The 1,051-nt window shown below is 45.1% G+C and carries 1 protein-coding gene; it reads left to right on the top strand.

Annotated features, from left to right (window positions below; translation table 11 throughout):
• Nucleotides 1-506 precede the first annotated feature (506 nt).
• A partial coding sequence (locus tag IE094_RS15470) for a recombinase family protein (RefSeq protein WP_189641612.1) occupies nucleotides 507-1,051 on the top strand: 545 nt, incomplete at its 3' end.

The raw sequence follows: 1,051 nt of genomic DNA, 5'->3' as shown, positions 1-1,051 counted from the left end.
TTTAATTTAATCAGATGAAAGATGATGAGCTAATTGTCTAGGCTCATGGTCAATTGAACATAGAAACTCACTTAGACACTGTTAAGGTACTTAGGGATGAATTCCATTAGGTTACTCGTAAGGTTAGGATGAAGTTCATTGCCAAGCCCTTTTGACCTGATCTCATCTTCATCATCCCTTTTATGAAATAGGGTCAGAGTATTTTTGGGTCATAAATTTGAAATGGTATATGGTTAGCAGCCTTTCACAAATCCCCCCCGTCCCCCTAGCCCTTCATTCACAACATCCCGAAAGAACTTCGTGAGTAGCCTAGGGGTTTAAAACCGAGATTTAGAATGACCGTGGGGTAATCGAGGACAAGCCCAGCGCATTTAGCTTTTATCCATTAGGGTATACTTCAATGGTCACTGAAAAGGTATTCTATTTTTTATCCGTAAGGGTTACATTTTTAATCGTACACCATGTCAAATGGTCAATACCTTAACGGACACCCAAAGGAAGACTAAATGGCAACCATACTCTACGCACGTGTTTCAACTACCGATCAGAACATCGCTCATCAAAAGACCCAAGCAGAGAATGCAGGGTTTACGATTGATGATGTGATTGCCGATCATGGTATCTCTGGCATTGGCACGAAGCTCAAAGACCGTACAGAGGGCAAGAGGCTGTTTGATAAGCTTAGATCGGGGGATATCCTTGTGGTGCGTTGGGTGGATCGCCTAGGGCGAAACTATCAGGACGTAACAGACACCATCAGGCACTTCATGCGCGAAGGTGTGATCATCCGTACCGTGATCAACAACATGACATTTGACGGAGCCACCAAAGACCCCATGCAAGAGGCCGTAAGAGATGCACTGATCGCCTTCATGGCTGCAACAGCACAGGCACAAGCAGAAGCCACCAAAGAGGCTCAGAGAGCGGATATAGAGGCCGCCAAGAGTGATGGGAGTAAGTACAGAGGGAAGAAGCACAGCTATGATCGTGAAGCATTCACAAAGGTTCAGGATATGAGTGGTACTGGTGCAGGAACTTCACAGATTGCTAA

Origin of the sequence: Paramylibacter ulvae (assembly GCF_014652655.1) — a bacterium.
Taxonomy (GTDB): Bacteria; Pseudomonadota; Alphaproteobacteria; order Rhodobacterales; family Rhodobacteraceae; genus Amylibacter; species Amylibacter ulvae.
This window is presented reverse-complemented; position numbering and strand designations above follow the sequence as displayed.